Raw genomic sequence first — 18,314 nt, 5'->3', positions numbered from 1 at the left:
AAGTGTCCAGTGAAGCTGTGGTGACCCTGACAAGCGACTCGCCGCGAAACCGGCGGCAGGAAGAGACGATCCGCAAGATCGTCACCGCAGGCCGGGAGATGCTCGGCGAGACGACGTACGCGGATATGACGATCCGCGGCGTGGCCGCACGCGCGAAGGTGGCCCCCGCGACCGCGTACACCTACTTCTCCTCCAAGAGCCATCTGGTGGCCGAGATCTACCTCGACCTCATCCATGAGGCGCCCTACTTCACCGACGTCAACGACGGCCAGACCGCCCGGGTCACCAAGACGCTGCGCAGCCTGGCATTGGTGGTTGCCGACGAGCCCGAGATCGCCACGGGGTGCACGACCGCGCTGCTGAGCAACAACGACGAAGCTGTGCGTGCTGTCCGCGACAAGATCGGGCTGGAAATCCATCGCAGGATCCGCTCGGCCATGGGACCCGATGCCGATCCGCGCGTGGTGTCGGCCCTCGAAATGACCTTCTTCGGCGCCCTCATGCACGCAGGCAGCGGCACCTTCACGTATCACGAGATCGCCGACAAGCTGACCTTCGTGGTGGATCTCATGCTGGGAGGCAACGAATGACGGCTGCCTCGATGTCCTCTGTGGTTTTCGATCCGTACGACTACAACTTTCACGAGGACCCGTACCCGTACTACCGGCGCCTACGCGACGAAGCACCGCTGTATCGCAACGACGACCTGAACTTCTGGGCGCTCTCGCGTCACCAGGATGTGCTGCAGGGCTTCAGGAACAGCGAGGCACTGTCCAACTCCAACGGTGTCTCGATGGACAAGGCCTCCTTCGGGCCACACGCCAAACTGGTGATGTCGTTCCTGGCGATGGACGACCCCGAGCATCTTCGGCTTCGCACGCTGGTGTCGAAGGGATTCACCCCCAGGCGAATCCGGGAGCTTGAAGGACGGGTCGTCGCGCTTGCACGCACGCACCTGGACAACGCCCTGCAGTCGGAAAGCTTCGATTTCGTCGCCGACTATGCAGGCAAGCTGCCCATGGATGTCATCTCGGAGCTGATGGGCGTGCCCGAGCCCGACCGGACCCGCATCCGGGAGTTGGCCGACGGAGTCATGCACCGCGAAGATGGCCTCGCCGACGTGCCGCCCGAGGCCATCCAGGCCTCCTTTGACCTGATGACTTACTACATCGACATGGTCAAAGAACGTCGCCGGCGCCCAACGGAGGATCTGACTTCCGCTCTCCTGCAGGCGGAAATCGACGGCGACCGCCTCACTGACGAAGAGGTGCTGGCCTTCCTGTTCCTCATGGTGATCGCCGGCAACGAGACGACCACCAAGCTGCTGGCCAACGCCGTGTACTGGGGCTATCGCAACCCTGACCAGCTTGCCGCCGTCCATGCCGATCACGAACTCATACCGCTATGGGTGGAGGAGTCGCTGCGGTACGACACCTCAAGTCAGATCCTCGCGCGCACCGTGGCAGAGGATATGACCTTCTACGACACCACAGTTTGCGCCGGTGACATCCTGCTGCTGCTGCCCGGCTCGGCGAACCGCGATGACCGGGTGTTCGAGAACGCCGATGAGTACCGCATCGGGCGAGAGATCGGCGCCAAGCTCGTGAGCTTTGGCAGCGGTGCGCATTTCTGCCTCGGTGCGCATCTGGCACGGATGGAGGCCAAGGTGGCGCTCACCGAGCTATTCACCCGGATTCGCCGTTACGAGATCGATGAAAGCGCTTCCGTGCGTGTGCATTCCAGCAATGTCCGCGGGTTCGCCTCTCTGCCCATCACCGTGGAGGTCTGTTAATGCCCCGTTTTGAGCCGCACCCAGAGCGGCGTCCATCGATCATCGCCGGAGCATCCTCGGGTATCGGCGCGGCGACGGCAATCGAGCTCGCCGGCCGCGGATTCCCGGTGGCGCTCGGCGCTCGCCGCGTCGACAAGCTGACCGAACTCGTCGAGAAGATCCAGGCCGACGGCGGAGAGGCAGTCGCCTTCCCCCTGGATGTCACCGACGCGGATTCGGTGAAGTCTTTTGTTGCGCAGAGCATTGATGCACTGGGCGAGATCGACCTGCTGGTATCAGGTGCCGGCGACATGTACCCGGGACGGGTCCATGAAATGAGTGCCGACACCTTCGCCGCGCAGATTCAAGTGCACCTGTTGGGCGCCAATCGGCTCGCCACGGCGATCGTGCCCGACATGGTGGCGAGGCGGCGCGGCGACGTGGTGTTCATCGGATCCGATGTCGCACTGCACCAGCGCCCCCACATGGGCGCCTATGGGGCGGCCAAGGCGGCCCTGCTCGCCATGGTGAACACCATGCGCATGGAGTTGGAGGGCACCGGCGTCAGGGCCTCCATTGTGCATCCCGGGCCGACACTGACCTCGATGGGCTGGCAGCTCTCGGCCGAACAGGTCGGCCCCATGCTGGAGGACTGGAAGACGTGGGGACAAGCGCGACACTCCTACTTCCTGCGCCCCTCGGACATCGCACGTGCGGTCACCTTCGTCGCCGAAACGCCCAGGGGCGCACACATCGCGGAGATGGAGGTGCAGCCGGAGGCGCCCCTGACTGATGCACCCGCCGACAAACAGAAACTCGAGCTTGGTGAGGAAGGAATGCCCTCATGACCACTCCCACCGTTCCGCGGGTCTCTGGCGGTGAGGACCAGTACGGCCACCTCGAGGAATTCCGCACCGACCCCATCGCGCTGATGCGGCGCATCCGGGAGGAATGCGGGAACGTCGGCACCTTCCAGCTTGCCGACAAGCAGGTCGTATTTCTCTCCGGCGCCGAGGCCAACGAATTCTTCTTCCGCTCCAGCGACGACGATTTGGATCAGGCCGAGGCCTACCCGTTCATGACGCCGATTTTCGGCAAGGGCGTGGTATTCGATGCCGATCCCGAACGCCGCAAGGAGATGCTGCACAACGCGGCGCTGCGCGGCGAACAGATGAAAGGCCACGCGGCAACCATCGAAAACGAAGTCCGGCAGATGATCTCGCAGTGGGGTGAGAGCGGTGAGATTGATCTTCTCGAGTTCTTCGCCGAGCTGACCATCTACACTTCGTCGGCGTGCCTGATCGGCAAGAAGTTTCGCGATGAACTCGACGGCCGGTTCGCGCACCTCTACCACCAGCTTGAGCAGGGCACCGATCCGCTGTGCTATGTGGACCCGTACCTGGAGATCGAGAGCTTCCGGCAACGCGATGCCGCGCGTGCGGGCTTGGTGGCGCTGGTCCAAGAGATCATGAACAGCCGGATTGCCAACCCGCCCACCGACAAGAGCCAGCGCGACATGCTCGACGTGCTGATCATGATCAAAGACGAGGATGGCAATCCCCGCTTCACCGCCGATGAGATCACCGGCATGTTCATCTCCATGATGTTCGCCGGGCACCACACCAGCTCGGGAACAGCCTCCTGGGTTCTCATCGAACTACTGCGGCACCCCGCTATCCAAACGCAGGTCATCGACGAGCTGGACGAGCTGTACGCCGATGGCAGCGAGGTGAGTTTCCATGCGCTGCGCCAGATCCCGAAGCTGGAGAATGTACTCAAGGAGACCCTGCGGCTGCACCCGCCCTTGATCGTCCTGATGCGGGTCGCCAAGGGCGAATTCGAGGTGGGCGGTTTTCCCATCCATAACGGTGACATGGTGGCGGCTTCTCCCGCTGTCTCGAACCGGATCGCGGAGGACTTCCCCGACCCGGACGGATTTGTGCCCGACCGATACGAGAAGCCCCGCCAGGAAGACATCGTGAACCGCTGGACCTGGATACCGTTCGGCGCGGGCCGGCACCGCTGCGTGGGCGCCGCGTTCGCCACCATGCAGATCAAAGCCATCTTCTCGGTGTTGTTGCGCGAGTATGAGTTCGAGATGGCCCAGCCCGCCGACTCGTACCACAACGATCACTCCAAGATGGTGGTGCAGCTGGCACAGCCCGCCAAGGTTCGCTACCGGCGCCGAGGGGCCTGAGGAATGCCTTTCAGGATCGACGTGGACACCGACCTCTGTCAGGGGCACGCCATGTGCGAATTGGAGGCCCCCGACTACTTCCGCGTGCCCAAGCGCGGCACCGTCGAGATCCTGAACAACGAACCACCCGAGGACGCCCGCGACGAGATCGAGCGCGCGGTCGAGGAATGTCCGGCCCGAGCTTTGTTCATCACCGAGAAATAGGAGCGTCAACGATGCCGCAATTCCCCCGCCAAGAACTCGACGATGTCGTCGCGGACTGGCTACAGGCCAATCTGGATGCCGAGAAGGCCGGCGACTGGAAACCGTTGGCTCGCTTCTACACCAACGATGCCACCTACGGCTGGAACATCGGCCCCAAAGAAGACGTGATGTGCGTCGGCATCGACGAGATACGGGATATCGCCCTCGGCCAGGAGATGGAGGGCCTGGACGGGTGGACGTATCCGTATCAGAAGGTGATCGTCGACGACAAGCAAGGCGAGGTTATCGGATTCTGGAAGCAGATCGCCACGGACTCCGACGGCAGTGAGTCCGAGATCTATGGCATCGGAGGCAGCTGGTTCCGGTATGCCGGTAATGGCCAATGGAATTGGCAACGCGACTTCTTCGATTTCGGCCACGTTTCCGCCCTGTACATGGACCTCATCAAGGCGGGCAAGCTCAGCGAGGGCATGCAGAAACGCATTCAGCGCGGCCTGTCGGGCGAGAAGGTGCCAGGCTACTACCCACTTGGCAAGACCCCGGTCCCCCTCTGGTGAACGGCGGGCTTCCCCACCCACCGCGCCGAGTGTCGAGTTTCGGCGAAGAACCGCGATCGGCGGGCACAGAAAGTCGACACTCGGCCGCATACGGAGGTGTATGGCAATGAAAAGCACTGCGGAGCTGGGACTTCCGGAAGGATTCGATTTCACCGATCCGGGGCTGTACGGAGAACGGATGCCACACGCGGAGTTCGCGACTCTGCGCCGGGAGGCACCCGTCTGGTGGAACCCGCAGCCACGCACGGTGGGCGGATTCGCCGACGACGGCTATTGGGTGATTTCCAAGCATCGTGACGTGCGTCAGGTTTCACTACACACCGACATCTTCTCGTCGGGCCGCAAGGGCGCCATCCCCCGTCTTGAGGACCACATCAGCCCCGAGGAGTTCCAGGCCACGCTGTCTGTCCTCATCAACAAGGATGCCCCCGAACACACCCAGCTCCGCGGGCTGGTGTCGCGCATGTTCACCCCACGCTCGATCGCGGCCTTGCGCATCACCCTGGAGGAGCGGGCAGAACGCATCGTACGGGCCGCGGTCGAAGGCGGGCACGGCGAATTCGTGCGCGAGGTGGCCAGTGAGCTGCCCATGCAGGCCATCGCCGAATTGATCGGTGTCCCAGAGGAAGACCGCGTCAAGCTCTTCGAATGGAGCAACCAGATGACGGGGTACGACGAGGCCGATGTCGAGATCGATCCCCGTGTCGGCGCCGCCCAGATCCTCGGATACTCCTATCAGCTCGCCGAACAACGCCGGGACTGTCCGGGCAACGACGTGGTTTCCCGCCTGCTGACCGGGACGGTGGACGGTGAGCAGCTCACCCCCGAGCAGTTCGGATTCTTCGTGGTGATGCTGTCGGTCGCGGGCAACGAAACCACCCGTAACGCAACCACCATGGGCATGATGGCCTTCTTGGAGCACCCGGATCAGTGGGAACTGTTCAAACGGGACAGGCCTTCCTCTGCCGTTGACGAGATCGTCCGATACACCTCCCCGCTGATCTCGCAACAGCGCACCGCGTTGCAGGACACCACGATCGGCGGCGTTCCCATCAAGGCCGGTGAGCGAGTGGTCATGCTCTATCCGTCGGCCAACTTCGACGAAGAGGTGTTCGAGAACCCACACACCTTCGACATCACCCGCGATCCCAATCCCCATCTGGGCTTCGGCGGCACGGGAGCCCACTACTGCCTCGGCGCCAACCTGGCCAAGGTTGAGCTGGAGATCATCTTCAACAAGATCGCCGATCGAATGCCTGACATCTCGCGGATCGGGGACGCCCCGCGGTTTCATTCGGGCTGGATCAACGGCATCAAGAAGTTCGACACGGCCTACTGCCCGGTCTCGCACTGATGTCCTGATGGCCAATTGCGTTGTCGTCGGCGGCAGCCGCGGAATCGGCCGGGCGGTGGCCCGGCTCCTGGGTGAACTCGGCGCGAATGTGGTTGTCAATGGCCGATATTCCGACGCTGTCGAGGAGACGGTCGCGGCGATCACGTCAGCCGGGGGCGCAGCGGTCGCCTTCGTGGGGTCACCCGATAACGAACAGACGGCCACGGATCTGATCGACACCTGCCGCACCGAGTTCGGCGGCCTCGACGCGTTGATCAACTGCGCGGGCATACCGGAGCCCGCCGGGTCGTCCATCCTGACCATCACCCCCGAGGACTTCCAGCGGCTGATCGACGCGCATCTCGGCACGGTGTTCCACACCTGCCGCGTCGCCGCACCGCTCATGGCCGCCCAGCGACACGGAGCCATCGTCAACACCGGATCGACTGCCGCCCTCGGCATTTACGGTGGCACCGGATATCCGGCGGGTAAGGCGGCCGTCCACGGACTCACCCTGGCGATCGCCGCCGAGCTGAAGCAAAGCGGTGTGCGCGCCAATGTGATCTGCCCGGGTGCACGCACCCGGCTCTCGGAGGGCGGGGAGTACATCGCCCACCTGCGGGATCTGTACGCCCGCGGACTGCTCGACGAGATGACCCTGCAGGCATCGCTCGAACCGGCACCGCCGGAATGCGTCGCACCGCTGTACGCCTACCTCGCCGGGGATCTCTCCGCACGCATCACCAGCCAGATATTCATCGCGGCAGGCGGTTTCATCGGGCGCTTCAAACGACAGGTCCCGACGCCGCTCGGATACCGCGAGGCCCCGGTCTGGACCGTCGGCGAGATCGACGAGCTGATGGGCCGCCGTTAACTACTGGCCGAACCGCCGGTTTCTCGCGGCGTAGTCACGCAGCGCGCGCAGGAAATCCACCCGCCGGAATTCGGGCCAGTAGGCGTCGGTGAACCACATCTCGGAGTACGCGCTCTGCCAGAGCAGGAATCCCGACAACCGCTGCTCTCCTGATGTCCGGATCACCAGATCCGGGTCCGGCTGTCCCGAGGTGTACAAGTTCTCCGAGATGGCGTCGACGGTCACCGCCTGCACCAACTGCTCGGCGGTGGCCCCGTTGGCCAGCTCCTTGTTCAGCAGGGTGCGCACCGCATCGGTGATCTCCTGCCTGCCCCCGTAACCGACCGCCACATTCACATGGAAGGCCGCGTCCGCGGGCGCCGACTTCACGGCCTGACGCATCCGCTCAGCCACCTCGTCGGGCAATAGATCGAGATCTCCCACACTGCGCACGCTCCACTTGTTCTGCGGGGCGCACAGCTCCTCGACGACGTCGGTGATGATCTCCAACAGCTCGCCGAGCTGATCGGGATCACGGGTGAGGTTCTCAGCCGACAACAGGTACACGGTGGCCATCTCGACGCCCGCGTCCTGGCACCAGCCGAGCATCTCGCCGATCTTGCGGGCGCCCATCCGGTATCCATGGCTGACATCGGTGTACCCCGCCGACCGGGCCCAGCGGCGGTTTCCGTCGCACAGGACGGCGATGTGCCGTGGTTTCGCCGACTTGGCCAGCTCCTGGCGGAGCCGCATTTCGTAGAGCTTGTACAGCGGTTCCTTGAGCGTCGGCGGGATGATCTCCACGGATCCAGCCTAGCGAGCCCGCCGCGCGCCGGAGCAGCAGATATCGATCTGCACACAACATTCACAAACTGGGTTTGGACGGGGAAGGGATACTGTGACGCATGCAGACCGATGAGGCCCCCGCAGGCGGGCGGGACCCCCAGCTTGCGCGAAGAGGCACCGGCACCGATGAGTCTCCTGCACCCGAAGCACCGACCTCCGAGCTCTCGCTCCCGATGGCAGCGCTTGTCGGCGGTATCGAGACCCTGCCGATCAAACCCAAGGCACGCGGCTGGATCCATTTCTATGCCTGCGTGATCGCCATCGTCACGGGAATCGTGCTGGTGTCGGTCGCGTGGTCGGTGCGCTCACCGCAGGCCGGACTGGCCACCGCCATCTACAGCCTGACGGTGCTGGGTGTCTTCGGGGTGAGCGCCGCCTATCACCGGGTGAACTGGAAATCCCAGACCACACGCACCTGGATGAAGCGGCTCGATCACTCGATGATCTTCGTCTTCATCGCGGGCAGCTACACACCCTTTGCGATGCTGGCGATGCCGCCCTCCGAAGGCAACCTGGTGCTCGCCATCGTGTGGGGCGGCGCGCTCGCCGGCGTGATTCTGAAGATGTGTTGGCCGACGGCACCGCGCTGGGTGGGAGTGCCGCTGTACCTGCTGCTCGGTTGGGTAGCGGTCGGCTTCTTCCCCACGCTGCTGAATGGCGCCGGGGTGCCCGCGGTGGTGCTGCTGATCGTCGGCGGCGCCCTGTACAGCATCGGCGCAATCCTGTACGCCGCGAAATGGCCCAACCCGTGGCCGCTGCACTTCGGCCACCACGAGTTCTTCCATGCGGCGACGGTCATCGCCGCGACGTGCCACTACATCGCCGTCTGGTTCGCCGTCTTCTCGTAGCGGCTCCCCGGGAAGGCTAGAGCTGCTTGATGTCGTCCTGGGTCCAGAAGGCCCGCATCGAGCTGATCTTGCCCTCGTCGTTGAAGGTCATCACGTCGATCGGTGCGATGACCATGCCACCGTTCTCGTGCTTGATGGTCAGCTCGAAGTGGAACGCGGCCTCGTTGTTGGTGGCCCGCACCAGCTTGAGGTCGCCATGACGGTCCAGCGGTTCGATGGCGGCGTAGAAACCCTGGATCGCCTCACGGCCCTTGAGTACGTCAGCGCCCAGCGGATCCTCGACGGTCGCATCGTCGGCGTAGAGGTCGGCGATCTGCGCCGCGGTGCCCGTGGTGAGCAGATCGCAATAGCTCTGGACGACGGCGAGAACTTGTTCGCGGGTAACGGTCATGCCCCGGACGCTACCTACCCAACGCCGCGTCTAATTGTTGGGTCCCGGTGACCGGGAGATCGCAGACGGTACCCCGGCACACGTAGGCGGCTTCGGCATCGGCCACCGGCCCCCTGTCGCGTAGCAACTCGCTTGAATCCTTCACCCCGCCAACCACAATTGCTCCCCCAGGCGCCGACTGCCGGGCCTGCCGCAGCAGCGGTGAGTTCTCCGGATCACAGGCCACCGCCACCTGGATCGGGCCCCGCACCGCGGCCTCGGCCACCGCCAGCCAGTGACCGGCCGACCGTGGAGCGCGCGCCAGTGCCATCGACGCCGCCGACAGCGAGGCATGCGCGGCTTCCCGGTAGCGCGAGTCCTCCAGCAGGTACCCGGCGGTGAGCAGCGCCTCGGTCACCGAGGACGCCCCGGATGGGGTCGCGCCGTCCAGGGGATCGCTGGGCCGCAGCACCAGCTGCTCGGCATCGTCGGCGATGTCGAACCACGCACCAGGCGATTCCGGATCGGCGAAATGATCGAGCGCGGTGTCGAGCAACGCGGTGGCGGCCTCGCGCCAACGCCATTGACCGGTCGCCTGATGCAGCGACAGCAGACCCGTCGCAAGGGTGCCGTAATCCTCCAGCACGCCGTCCCCGTCGGAGACCTGCCCACCCAGACTCGCGCGGCGCAAACGCCCCTCACGCAGATGCAGCTCCAGCAGCCTGGCGGCGCATCTCGCCGCCGCATCCAATAGATCGTCGCGATCCAGCGCGATCGAGGTTTCGACGAGCGCGGTGATGGTCAGCCCGTTCCAGGCGGTGACGGCCTTGTCGTCACGGCCCGGCTGCACGCGCTGCAACCTCGCCGCCAGCAAGGCTGTGCGCACGTCCTGCCACCGGTCAACGTCATCGGGATCCTGCAGAAGCTGTAGCACCGAACTGCCGTGCTCGAAGGTGCCCGCCGCGGTCACCTCGAAAAGCGTTGCCGCCCAATCGCCATCCTCGACACCCAGCACCTCGGCGAGTTGTTCGGGTGTCCACACATAGGTGGAGCCCTCGGAGCCCGCGGCGTCGGCGTCCAGCGATGAGACGAACAACTCACCCACCCGCAGCTCATTCAGCAGGAAATCGGCCGTCTCGGAGGCGATTCGCCGCGCCAGGGCATCGCCGGTACGGCGGGCCCAGTGCGCGTAGACCCGCAGCAGCAGCGCGTTGTCGTACAGCATCTTCTCGAAGTGCGGCACCACCCAGGCCGCGTCCACGCTGTACCGCGCGAAGCCCCCGGCCAGTTGGTCGTAGATGCCGCCACGCGCCATCGCCGTCGCCGTGCGGGTCACCACGCCGAGCACCGCCGCGTCCGCCGTGCGTTCGTATCCGCGCAGCAGTGCCTCCAGCAGGGCCGACGGCGGAAACTTCGGCGCCCCGCCGAATCCGCCGAAGCGCACGTCTTCCGCGGGCAGAATCGCCGCGATGGCGGTATCGCACAGCCCGACATCCACGCCGGGCCCGGCAGGCAGGCGGCCAGACATCGCCTGCAGCTGGCCGGTGATGCTCGAGGCCGCCTCTTCCACCTCGTCGCGGCGCTGCTCCCAGGTTTCACGAACCGCCGAAAGTAACTGCAGAAAGCCCTGTTTCGGGTAGTACGTGCCGGTATAGAAGGGCCGTCCGTCCGGGGTGAGGAAACACGTCATCGGCCAGCCGCCCTGCCCGTTCATCGCAACGGTGGCGTTCATGTAGACGGCGTCCAAATCGGGACGCTCCTCGCGGTCAACCTTGATGTTGACGAAACCGGCGTTCATGACGGCAGCCACCTCGTCGTCCTCGAAGGACTCGTGGGCCATCACATGACACCAATGGCAGGCCGCATACCCGATCGACAACAAGATGGGCACATCGCGAGACTGCGCTTCCTGCAATGCCTCTGGCGTCCACTGCTGCCAGTGCACAGGATTGTCGACGTGCTGGCGCAGGTATGGGCTGGTCGCCTCGCCGAGCCGGTTAACGGTCATCGCCCCGCTGATCGGCAGAACCCGAAGGCTTTTCGGGTTCGTCGGCGGCCCCGACGGTGCCGTCGTCGACGGCCTGATCAGGCTCGGGATGTTCGGGGTCAAACGTCTCCGGCAGCTTGCGCAGATGCGCGTTCATTGACCGAATCAGAAAGAAGGTGCCCACCAGCAGCAGCACCACCACCGTCAGACCGAACGGGCCCGCCTTGCCGAAATCCGGCCCGATGTTGCTCGGGCTCTTCTCGTCGGCGAGCACCAGCACGGCATCCATCAACATCATTTGGCCTCAACTCCTGCGAACAAATCGTCCTCGGGGGTGCTCGTCGGCACGCGTGATTTGGCGAGCTCGAAATCCTCGGTGGGCCACAGCCGCCGCTCGAATTCACGCGGGACCGCGAAAAAGCTACTGTCCGGCGGAATTTGAGACGCGTGCGCGCGTAACGCGGCATCCCTGGCATCGAAGAAGTCGGCGCAGGGCACCCGGGTGGTCACCCGGCGATCAAAGACGTCGTCATCGGCCGGCCAGCGCTCAAGCCATTCGTCGAATGGCCCTTTGTATCCGTGCTTCTTGCACTCATCGTTGAGCAACTGCATGCGCGCCCGCATGAATCCGTGGTTGTAGTAGATCTTGCTGACGGTCCACGGCTCGCCGGCCTCGGGGAACTGCTCCGGGTCCGCAGCGGCCTCGAAGGCGGCCATCGACACCTCGTGGCACCGGATGTGATCCGGGTGCGGGTAGCCGCCGTTCTCGTCGTAGGTGGTCATGACATGTGGCCGGAACTCCCGGATCACCGCGACCAGCTTGGCGATCGGCTCCTCGATGGGCACCAATGCAAACGAATCCGAGGGCAGCGGGGGCAGCGGGTCGCCCTGCGGAAGGCCCGAGTCGACATACCCCAGCCAGCGGTGTTGCACACCCAGCTCGGCCGCCGCCTTGGCCATCTCCTCGCGACGGATGGTTCCGATGTTCGCGGCCACCTCGGGGCGGTCCATCGCCGGGTTGAGGATGTCGCCGCGCTCGCCGCCCGTCAGCGTCACCACGATGACGTCGTTGCCCTCGGCGGCGTACCGCGCCGTGGTCGCGGCACCCTTGCTGGCCTCGTCATCGGGGTGGGCGTGCACCGCCATCAATCGCCATCCGGTCACCCGTGCGCCCGCCTCTTTCTGTCAGCCGTCACTGTTCTCGCGCCCCCATCGTTTCATCCCGGGTATACCCGTCATACCGTTGACCCGTGCAGCGACCAGAGGACCGTTACGGCACCAAGCCCGCCAAGCCCAACCGCGGCCGCTGGATCGCGGTCGGGCTGACCGCCTTGGTCATCGTGGCCGGAGTCGCGATCGCCGCGATCGGATATGCCCGATTGGGCCCCGGAGACGTCAAGGGCGAACTTTCCGCCTACAAGCTCGTGGACTCGTCCACGGTATCGGTCACGGCCTCGGTGGAACGGAAAGATCCGTCGCGGCCGGCGGTCTGCATCCTGCGGGCACGGTCCATCGATGGGAACGAGACCGGACGACGCGAGGTGCTGGTGCCGCCGTCGTCACAGCGATCGGTGCCGGTCACAGCCCTGGTGAAGACCACTCATCCCCCGGTGACCGGAGATGTCTACGGCTGCAGCCTTGCGGTTCCGCCGTATCTGGTCGCATCCTGACGCCGATTTCCTGACGATCGGCGTCATCGGACCACGCTGGGGGCCGACAGACACACGTCGGCAACGTTCACATCGGGCAAACCTCGTCCAAAAATAGGCTGAACATCACAGCGACAGTGGTATGCTGGACGGATACACGGATCCCTGCTGGGACCGTGTATTGCTGCATTTTGGACAGTCAAACCCGCAGCAATGCACCCGACCCGGCACCCGATAGATGAGCGCCAGTGGACGTTGCTGGCCTGAGACAAGGAGTACCTGCACCATGACCGACACCCAGGTGACCTGGCTGACCCAGGAGTCACATGATCGGCTCAAGGCGGAACTCGACCAACTGATCGCCAACCGCCCCGTCATCGCCGCCGAGATCAACGAGCGCCGCGAAGAGGGAGACCTGCGCGAGAACGGCGGCTACCACGCCGCACGCGAAGAGCAGGGCCAGCAGGAAGCGCGCATCCGTCAGCTGCAAGAGCTACTCAACAACGCGAAGGTCGGTGAGGTCCCGACGCAGTCCGGTATCGCGCTGCCCGGCTCGGTCGTGAAGGTCTACTACGACGGAGACAAGGACGACACCGAGACCTTCCTCATCGCCACCCGCCAGGAGGGCGTCAAGGACGGCAAGCTCGAGGTTTACTCCCCCAGCTCACCGCTGGGTGGCGCACTCATCGACGCCAAGGTCGGCGAGACCCGCAGCTACACCGTGCCCAACGGCGCCGAGGTCAAGGTGACGCTCGTCAGCGCCGAGCCTTACCACGACTGATTGCTTCCATAGTTCGTCGAGCACGAGCCTCACGCGGAGATCTGACCGGAAATCCGTGTGAGGCTCGCTCTCATTGTGGACTGGGCAGCATTTCTGAGCGCCTCATCTACGCGAGCAACCACAGTGCCAGCTCGGTGACGAAGCATGTCGGCACTCACTCGCACGATCACCCAACCCTCGTCCGCCAGCTCTGAAGCCCGATCGATGTCACGAGACCGTTGACGGGAGTCCAACCAGTGTTGAGCTCCATCGAATTCGACACCAACCTTCAGGTCCTCCCACCCCATGTCGATACGGGCGATGAAATCGCCATAGCGGTTGAACACACGTATCTGCGTCTGCGGCGGCGGAAACCCCGATTTCACCAACAGCAGTCGGGTTTTAGTCTCCTGCGGCGATTCGGAACCTCCGTCAACCAGTGCCAACGTGCTCTTCAACAGAGCCAGGCCGCGGGCCCCTTTGTGCATCTTCATGACGTCCTCGACCTGCGCAGTCGCCAGGCCGGTCGCCGCCATGAGGGCGTCTATCCGCTCGACGGCCGCGGCCTGCGGCAACCACCTACCCACATCGAACGCGGTGCGCGCAGGACTTGTGACGGCAAGCCCCTCGACGCGATCAACCTCGTTGTCTGTCAAGATATCTCGATGGATCTGTAGGCCGCTCGCGATCTTGTGGTGACGATGGATCAGGTCGACAGTCACACCGGCGCCGACCCACTTGGCACCATGTACGGCCGATGCCGCCACCCCGGCGATCACGCCACTGCGCGCGGTCCACAACCACGCCGCGTGTGCGCGCTGTCTGGCGCACACCTCCGCATCACGCGGAACGTAGATGCCCGGATACAGCTGCCGGTATCGGGTGCGCATGTAGTGCTCGGTCATTGCTCCGGTGGAAAGCATCTCGCTGGAGCGGAACGGCCACGGAATCTCCCCCATAGCCCGCAGCATCACACCAACGACCGACAAGCCACCTGCACTGATCGAGTGCGAGCCTCACGTGGAAAATCAGGCCGAAAACCGCGCCTGGCTCGCACTCGACCGAGGCCTGGGCTGGACTGGGCAGCTACCGCTCTTCCTGGACCGTCAGGCCCGCCGCGACGATTGCGTCAAGGACGGCCTGACGGTGTTCTGGGCCCCGCGTTTCGACGGTCGCCAGCACATCCACCTCACCCAGACGCAGACGCTCGCTGTTACGCCAGTGGGTCACGTCGACAACGCTGGCTCCTGACGCCCGGAACACGTCGAGTAGACCCGACAGACCGCCCGGTGCGTCCGCGACGGTGACACGCACCGTCAGATAGCGTCCGGCCGCCCGCAGACCGTGGGTGATGACGTGGGTGAGCAGCAGCGGATCGATGTTTCCGCCCGAAAGCACCGCACATACCGGGCCGCGCAGGTCCAGCTCCTCGGCGGACAGCGTGAGCAGTGCCGCCACCGCGGCAGCGCCGGCGGGCTCCACCACCAGCTTGGCCCGCTCCAGGCACAGCAGCAGCCCGCGCGACAGCGCCTCCTCACTGACCGTGACCACGTCATCGACCAGCGCGGCCACATGCTCGAACGGCACCGCTCCTGGCTTGCCTACCGCAATGCCGTCCGCCATGGTCTCCATGGATTCCAGCGCCACCGGATGCCCCGCTTGCAGTGACACCGGCCAGGCGGCCGCACCCGCGGCCTGGACCGCGATGATCCGCACCTCGGGCCGGGCCGCCTTCACTACCGCGGCGATACCCGCGACCAGCCCGCCGCCGCCCGCAGGCACCACGATGGTGCCCACATCGGGAAGCTGCTCCAGAATCTCCAGCCCGACGGTGGCCTGCCCGGCCACGACGTCCCGATGGTCGAAGGGGTGGATGAGCACCGCACCGGTCTCCGCCGCGAACTCCGTCGCGGCCAACAGCGCTTCGTCGATGGTCGTGCCGGTGAGGTGCACCGTGGCGCCGTACGCGCGGGTCGCGACGATCTTGGGCAGCGCGGCCCCTACCGGCATGAACACCGTGGACGGGATGCCGAGCGTGGTCGCGGCCCAGGCCACACCCTGGGCGTGATTACCCGCGCTGGCGGCCACCACGCCGTTCACCCGCTGGTCGTCGGGCAGCAGGCTGATCCGGTTGTAGGCGCCACGCGGTTTGAAAGATCCTGTGCGTTGCAGGTTTTCGCATTTGAGCCGCACCTCGTGACCGCAGCGTTCACTGAGCGCCCGAAAAGCCACCACCGGTGTGCGCCGCATCACAGGAGCGAGCCGCTCAGCCACCTCCTGGATCTCCTGGACCGTCACCAACCCTGTTGCTCCCGCTGCCTGGATGCCCATGCCACGCATCATGTCACCAGTTCTGCCGCTATTGTCCCCTCATGCCACAGATTGCGGAGGACCTCCTGCTTCTGTTGCTGAACAATGCCTCCGGACGGCCTCTGCTGGACAAGGATCGGCGCACGCAGGCCCTCGCCGCCGCGATCATTCTGGATCTTGCTCTGGCGCAACGCGTCCGGCCGGCCACCCACGGTGAGCCAGGGAAGGCCGGTGATCTGCTGGTGCTGCAGGCGCCCGATATCGGGGATCCCGTGCTCGACAGGGCGGTGCACCGGCTGCGGCGACGGCCGATGAGCCCGACCGAGGCGATCACCAAGGTCGGTCGCGGCGTCAACTCCCAGATGTTGCACAGACTGGAGATCACCGGGGATATCCACACGGTTCGCATGGGCAGCCGGCTCTTCCCGGAGAAGTACTGGCCGGTGACCAACAACGAACGTGCGAACGCGGTGCGACAGGGCGTCACGGATGTGTTGTTCCACTACGCCCCGCCCGCTCCCAGCACGGCCGCGATCATCGCAGTACTGCACGGGGTCAACGGATTCGACGCGATACTGAGCCTGGACCCCGTCGGCAAGCAGCAGGTGTCCCGGTGGTCGCAGACCATCGCCGACGGCGGCTGGGCCGCCCAGGTCCGCGACAATCGTGGTCCGGCGGTCAATCTTGCCGTGACCGGCGCGGTGATCTCCGCGGCCCTGCACTCGATGAACTGACGCGGCGCGCCTAGCGCAAGGCTTGTTCGAGATCGCCGATCAAGTCGCCAACCTCTTCGATGCCCACGGACAACCGCACCAGGTCCTCGGGTACCTCCAGCAGCGATCCGGCGGTCGACGCGTGTGTCATGGCGCCCGGATGCTCGATCAGCGACTCCACACCGCCCAAGGATTCAGCGAGAATGAAAAGCTCTGTTCGCGAGCACAAATCGAGTGCGGCCTGCCGCCCGCCAGCGAGGCGCACGCTGATCATGCCGCCGAATGCGCGCATCTGCTTGGCAGCCACCGCATGTCCGGGATGACGGTCCAGGCCCGGGTAGATGGTGTTCGCGACCGCGGGGTGCCCCGCCAGGAACTCGGCGACCGCTTGAGCGTTCTCGCTGTGCCGCTGCATGCGCAAGGCCAATGTCTTGATGCCCCGGTAGGTCAGATAGGCATCGAACGGACCGGGCACCGCGCCCGACCCGTTCTGCAGGAAGGCAAAGGCGGTATCCAATTCCTCGTCGTTGGTGAGCAGGGCGCCACCCACCACATCGGAGTGTCCGCCAATGTATTTGGTGGTGGAATGCAACGCGATATCAGCACCGAGATTCAGCGGCTGCTGCAGCGCCGGCGACGCGAAGGTGTTGTCCACCAAGAGCTTCAGGGAATGCTCGGCAGCCACCTGGGCCACGGCCGCGATATCGGCGATGCTCAGCAGCGGATTGGTGGGTGTCTCCAGCCAGATCAGCTTGGTCTGGGGGGTTATGGCGGTGCGAATGGCGTCGACATCGGCCACCGGAACAGGTGTGTGGCTAATTCCCCACTGCGAGAACACCTTGTCGATCAGGCGGAAGGTGCCGCCGTAGGCGTCGTTGGGGATGATCAGGTGATCGCCGGGGCGCAACAGCGCGCGCAGCACGCAGTCGGTGGCCGCCATGCCCGATGCGAATGCCCTGCCGAAGTGAGCGTCCTCCAATGCGGCCAACGAAGCTTCAAGAACCGCTCGGGTCGGGTTGCCGGTGCGCGCGTACTCGAATCCGCCCCGCAGCTGGCCAACGCCATCCTGGGCGAAGGTCGAGCTGGCATAGATCGGCACGTTGACCGCACCGGTCTGCGGATCGGCATGGAAACCGCCATGGATGGCCCGTGTGGAAAACCCTTGCCACCGAGACGCGTCGGCGGCGCTGCGCTGCTCACTCATCGGGTCCGAGCCTATACGGACCGCGTGAGGTGAGACAGCCCAACGCCGCCAAACGGGTTACTTCTACTTGGGAACGACCACGGTCTTCACTAGCATGTCGGCGATCGTCTGCCGTTTGGCCGTGAACAGCGGCAGCAGGAAGCCGATGTAACAGATGACCGCGTCCAGGAAGTGCGCGATCTGGCGGACCACGGACATGCCGAATCCGATCGGCTGGCCGGTCGCCTCACCCAGCACCCGGATACCGAGCAAGCCCTTGCCGATGCTCGATCCGGTGGTGCCCTGCTTCAGGCCCCAGTTCCACACCGCGAACGCGATCGCCGCGAGGGTGAACAGAATGTAGGCGGCCCAGCCGACGCCGGTGTACTCCGGCTGGCAGCTCATGTAGCTCATTCCGCCGGTCATGGGGTCGCCGTAGGACTCGCCGATGCAATCAGCGGTCGTAGCGGTTCCGCCCGCGATTCCGCCGCCGATACCGCTCAGCAGAGCCACCGGAATGACGTCGATGATGTAGGCACCGACACGCCGGAGCCAGATTTCGAAATTGCCGCCCGGTAGACCTGGTGCACCGGCTGCCGGCGGAGGGGGCGGGTAACCGCCCGGATCCTGCGGCAAGGGTGGTGGAACTTCAGTCACGGTTGTCCTCCAGTTCGTATGGCACGCATGAGCGTCGAGCAACAGAGGACATTACGCTTTCAGCGTTTCCACAGGT

22 protein-coding genes are annotated in these 18,314 nt (G+C 64.9%); 13 read left to right on the top strand and 9 right to left on the bottom strand.

All coding sequences use genetic code 11. The features are described from left to right. The first annotated feature begins 2 nt into the window (after positions 1–2). The 8 genes from AOT83_RS02820 to AOT83_RS02785 all read left to right on the top strand — a co-directional run bounded on the left by AOT83_RS02820 (position 3) and on the right by AOT83_RS02785 (position 6,936). Positions 3–590 carry a TetR/AcrR family transcriptional regulator gene (locus tag AOT83_RS02820; RefSeq protein ID WP_030094670.1) on the top strand — a complete coding sequence of 196 codons (588 nt, stop codon included), beginning with the start codon at positions 3–5 and terminating at the stop codon, positions 588–590. Then, positions 587–1,792, top strand: coding sequence for a cytochrome P450 (locus AOT83_RS02815; protein WP_057963830.1), 1,206 nt, complete (start codon positions 587–589; stop codon positions 1,790–1,792). Before AOT83_RS02820 ends, AOT83_RS02815 begins: the two co-directional genes overlap by 4 nt. Beyond that, complete coding sequence (locus AOT83_RS02810; RefSeq protein ID WP_057963829.1) at positions 1,792–2,619, top strand: SDR family oxidoreductase; 828 nt, start codon at positions 1,792–1,794, stop codon at positions 2,617–2,619. The genes AOT83_RS02815 and AOT83_RS02810 overlap by 1 nt, the downstream gene beginning before the upstream one ends. Beyond that, a complete protein-coding gene (locus tag AOT83_RS02805) occupies positions 2,616–3,968 on the top strand; it encodes a cytochrome P450 (RefSeq protein ID WP_057963828.1) in 1,353 nt (450 codons plus the stop codon). The genes AOT83_RS02810 and AOT83_RS02805 overlap by 4 nt, the downstream gene beginning before the upstream one ends. Positions 3,969–3,971: 3 nt before the next feature. Further along, entirely contained in the window at positions 3,972–4,172 is a 201-nt protein-coding gene (locus AOT83_RS02800) for a ferredoxin (protein ID WP_030094666.1), read from the top strand. A gap of 11 nt (positions 4,173–4,183) precedes the next feature. Beyond that, entirely contained in the window at positions 4,184–4,729 is a 546-nt protein-coding gene (locus tag AOT83_RS02795; RefSeq protein WP_057963827.1) for a hypothetical protein, read from the top strand. Between the two features lie 106 nt (positions 4,730–4,835). Then, entirely contained in the window at positions 4,836–6,083 is a 1,248-nt protein-coding gene (locus AOT83_RS02790) for a cytochrome P450 (protein WP_057963826.1), read from the top strand. Between the two features lie 7 nt (positions 6,084–6,090). Beyond that, positions 6,091–6,936: an SDR family oxidoreductase gene (locus AOT83_RS02785; RefSeq protein ID WP_044104228.1), complete on the top strand. Its 846-nt coding sequence runs from the start codon at positions 6,091–6,093 to the stop codon at positions 6,934–6,936. On the opposite strand, the gene AOT83_RS02780 is transcribed toward AOT83_RS02785, so the two are convergent. Continuing rightward, entirely contained in the window at positions 6,937–7,719 is a 783-nt protein-coding gene (locus tag AOT83_RS02780) for a (2Z,6E)-farnesyl diphosphate synthase (protein ID WP_030094662.1), read from the bottom strand. A gap of 215 nt (positions 7,720–7,934) precedes the next feature. On the opposite strand from AOT83_RS02780, the gene AOT83_RS02775 reads away from it, so the two are divergent. Continuing rightward, positions 7,935–8,609, top strand: coding sequence for a hemolysin III family protein (locus tag AOT83_RS02775; protein ID WP_030094661.1), 675 nt, complete (start codon positions 7,935–7,937; stop codon positions 8,607–8,609). Positions 8,610–8,625: 16 nt separating this feature from the next. Here AOT83_RS02775 and AOT83_RS02770 read toward each other — a convergent pair whose 3' ends face one another. The 4 genes from AOT83_RS02770 to mca are packed head-to-tail and all read right to left on the bottom strand — an operon-like array spanning position 8,626 to position 12,130. Next, positions 8,626–9,000 carry a nuclear transport factor 2 family protein gene (locus AOT83_RS02770; protein ID WP_030094660.1) on the bottom strand — a complete coding sequence of 125 codons (375 nt, stop codon included), beginning with the start codon at positions 8,998–9,000 and terminating at the stop codon, positions 8,626–8,628. A gap of 10 nt (positions 9,001–9,010) precedes the next feature. After that, positions 9,011–10,987 (bottom strand): thioredoxin domain-containing protein, encoded by a 1,977-nt coding sequence (locus tag AOT83_RS02765; protein ID WP_081343698.1) that lies wholly within the window; start codon positions 10,985–10,987, stop codon positions 9,011–9,013. Beyond that, positions 10,977–11,264 (bottom strand): hypothetical protein, encoded by a 288-nt coding sequence (locus AOT83_RS02760; protein ID WP_030094658.1) that lies wholly within the window; start codon positions 11,262–11,264, stop codon positions 10,977–10,979. Before AOT83_RS02760 ends, AOT83_RS02765 begins: the two co-directional genes overlap by 11 nt. After that, complete coding sequence (gene mca / locus AOT83_RS02755) at positions 11,261–12,130, bottom strand: mycothiol conjugate amidase Mca (RefSeq protein WP_057963825.1); 870 nt, start codon at positions 12,128–12,130, stop codon at positions 11,261–11,263. The genes AOT83_RS02760 and mca overlap by 4 nt, the downstream gene beginning before the upstream one ends. 86 nt (positions 12,131–12,216) lie before the next feature. Here mca and AOT83_RS02750 point away from each other — a divergent pair, with 86 nt between their 5' ends. Together AOT83_RS02750 and greA are read left to right on the top strand one after the other, a co-directional pair. Then, positions 12,217–12,636: a DUF4307 domain-containing protein gene (locus tag AOT83_RS02750; RefSeq protein WP_030094656.1), complete on the top strand. Its 420-nt coding sequence runs from the start codon at positions 12,217–12,219 to the stop codon at positions 12,634–12,636. A gap of 265 nt (positions 12,637–12,901) precedes the next feature. Then, the gene (greA, locus tag AOT83_RS02745; protein ID WP_030094655.1) at positions 12,902–13,396 is read left to right on the top strand and encodes a transcription elongation factor GreA; all 495 of its coding nucleotides are present in this window, start codon (positions 12,902–12,904) and stop codon (positions 13,394–13,396) included. A gap of 29 nt (positions 13,397–13,425) precedes the next feature. Here the strand turns inward: greA and AOT83_RS02740 are convergent, their stop codons facing one another. Both AOT83_RS02740 and ilvA read right to left on the bottom strand, forming a co-directional pair. Beyond that, a complete protein-coding gene (locus tag AOT83_RS02740) occupies positions 13,426–14,334 on the bottom strand; it encodes a DUF559 domain-containing protein (RefSeq protein ID WP_057963824.1) in 909 nt (302 codons plus the stop codon). A 127-nt stretch (positions 14,335–14,461) separates the two neighbouring features. After that, entirely contained in the window at positions 14,462–15,610 is a 1,149-nt protein-coding gene (gene ilvA, locus AOT83_RS02735) for a threonine ammonia-lyase (protein WP_232784325.1), read from the bottom strand. On the opposite strand from ilvA, the gene AOT83_RS28095 reads away from it, so the two are divergent. Then, positions 15,572–15,787, top strand: a complete 216-nt coding sequence (locus AOT83_RS28095) for a hypothetical protein (protein ID WP_227465411.1) — start codon at positions 15,572–15,574, stop codon at positions 15,785–15,787. The two genes, ilvA and AOT83_RS28095, sit on opposite strands and share 39 nt — an antisense overlap. Next, entirely contained in the window at positions 15,748–16,419 is a 672-nt protein-coding gene (locus tag AOT83_RS02730) for a GPP34 family phosphoprotein (RefSeq protein WP_030094652.1), read from the top strand. Before AOT83_RS28095 ends, AOT83_RS02730 begins: the two co-directional genes overlap by 40 nt. Positions 16,420–16,429: 10 nt before the next feature. Here the strand turns inward: AOT83_RS02730 and AOT83_RS02725 are convergent, their stop codons facing one another. Together AOT83_RS02725 and AOT83_RS02720 are read right to left on the bottom strand one after the other, a co-directional pair. Then, positions 16,430–17,602, bottom strand: coding sequence for a cystathionine gamma-synthase (locus AOT83_RS02725; RefSeq protein ID WP_057963823.1), 1,173 nt, complete (start codon positions 17,600–17,602; stop codon positions 16,430–16,432). 63 nt (positions 17,603–17,665) lie between these two features. Continuing rightward, positions 17,666–18,238, bottom strand: coding sequence for an RDD family protein (locus tag AOT83_RS02720; protein ID WP_030094650.1), 573 nt, complete (start codon positions 18,236–18,238; stop codon positions 17,666–17,668). Positions 18,239–18,314: the final 76 nt, after the last annotated feature.

This window comes from Mycobacteroides sp. H001, from assembly GCF_001440005.1.
Taxonomy (GTDB): Bacteria; Actinomycetota; Actinomycetes; order Mycobacteriales; family Mycobacteriaceae; genus Mycobacterium; species Mycobacterium gwanakae.
The sequence above is the reverse complement of the archived record's forward strand: the minus strand, read 5'-3'. Positions and strand labels throughout refer to the sequence as shown.

What these genes read in the sequence shown, in the direction of transcription:
- AOT83_RS02785 (WP_044104228.1), top strand. Translation starts at nt 6,091, where the DNA reads ATGGCCAATTGCGTTGTCGTCGGCGGCAGCCGCGGAATCGGCCGGGCG.
- AOT83_RS02770 (WP_030094660.1), bottom strand. Translation starts at nt 9,000, where the DNA reads ATGACCGTTACCCGCGAACAAGTTCTCGCCGTCGTCCAGAGCTATTGC.
- AOT83_RS02725 (WP_057963823.1), bottom strand. Translation starts at nt 17,602, where the DNA reads ATGAGTGAGCAGCGCAGCGCCGCCGACGCGTCTCGGTGGCAAGGGTTT.
- AOT83_RS02800 (WP_030094666.1), top strand. Translation starts at nt 3,972, where the DNA reads ATGCCTTTCAGGATCGACGTGGACACCGACCTCTGTCAGGGGCACGCC.
- AOT83_RS02775 (WP_030094661.1), top strand. Translation starts at nt 7,935, where the DNA reads ATGGCAGCGCTTGTCGGCGGTATCGAGACCCTGCCGATCAAACCCAAG.
- AOT83_RS02805 (WP_057963828.1), top strand. Translation starts at nt 2,616, where the DNA reads ATGACCACTCCCACCGTTCCGCGGGTCTCTGGCGGTGAGGACCAGTAC.
- AOT83_RS02730 (WP_030094652.1), top strand. Translation starts at nt 15,748, where the DNA reads ATGCCACAGATTGCGGAGGACCTCCTGCTTCTGTTGCTGAACAATGCC.
- AOT83_RS02765 (WP_081343698.1), bottom strand. Translation starts at nt 10,987, where the DNA reads ATGACCGTTAACCGGCTCGGCGAGGCGACCAGCCCATACCTGCGCCAG.
- AOT83_RS02790 (WP_057963826.1), top strand. Translation starts at nt 4,836, where the DNA reads ATGAAAAGCACTGCGGAGCTGGGACTTCCGGAAGGATTCGATTTCACC.
- AOT83_RS02740 (WP_057963824.1), bottom strand. Translation starts at nt 14,334, where the DNA reads ATGGGGGAGATTCCGTGGCCGTTCCGCTCCAGCGAGATGCTTTCCACC.
- AOT83_RS02760 (WP_030094658.1), bottom strand. Translation starts at nt 11,264, where the DNA reads ATGATGTTGATGGATGCCGTGCTGGTGCTCGCCGACGAGAAGAGCCCG.
- greA (WP_030094655.1), top strand. Translation starts at nt 12,902, where the DNA reads ATGACCGACACCCAGGTGACCTGGCTGACCCAGGAGTCACATGATCGG.
- AOT83_RS02815 (WP_057963830.1), top strand. Translation starts at nt 587, where the DNA reads ATGACGGCTGCCTCGATGTCCTCTGTGGTTTTCGATCCGTACGACTAC.
- AOT83_RS02810 (WP_057963829.1), top strand. Translation starts at nt 1,792, where the DNA reads ATGCCCCGTTTTGAGCCGCACCCAGAGCGGCGTCCATCGATCATCGCC.
- AOT83_RS02795 (WP_057963827.1), top strand. Translation starts at nt 4,184, where the DNA reads ATGCCGCAATTCCCCCGCCAAGAACTCGACGATGTCGTCGCGGACTGG.